This is a genomic window from Vibrio phycocola (genome assembly GCF_054404255.1).
Genome location: NZ_JBTAMQ010000039.1, coordinates 1 through 527 on the forward strand (window position 1 = coordinate 1; position 527 = coordinate 527).

1 protein-coding gene is annotated in these 527 nt (G+C 39.5%); it reads left to right on the top strand.

The window, feature by feature from the left end; all coding sequences use genetic code 11:
• Positions 1-482: TnsA endonuclease N-terminal domain-containing protein (locus ACXJY6_RS19775; protein WP_458769381.1), on the top strand; the 482-nt coding region annotated here is incomplete at its 5' end.
• Positions 483-527: the final 45 nt, after the last annotated feature.

Consider the following 527-nt stretch of genomic DNA (forward strand, 5'->3'; position numbering starts at 1 on the left):
TAACTTTTGAAGCTCAACCTATTGGTTTCGAGTATTATCTCGATGGTAAACTACGTAGGTATACGCCCGATTTTTTAGTAACTTACTATGACTCTTATCAACCATTTTATGAGATAAAACCAAAGCATATTGCTGAAACCGAGGAATTCAAAGAAGTCTTTTCCGCTAAAAAAGAACAAGCGCTTAGCATGGGTAATGACCTGCAAGTTCTGACAGAGGATGATATTCAAATATATCCGTTACTTGATAACTTGAAGATCATCCATCGGTATGCCTGCGATGACTGTCTGAATTCAGTCCAGCGTCAGATACTGAGTCTATTCAGGAAGTATGGAGAGCTACGAATAGAGCAAATTGTTCAATACTCGGCAGTTCATTCTTCAAGATCATTACCAGCTCTCTATGACCTGGTTGCCCGACAACTTTTGAAAATCGATATGCATCAGCCGATTAATTGGCAAACTCCGATTTGGAGTACTTAAAGATGAATGATGAGGACGCAGATCGATTTGGTGAGCTGTTTCCAA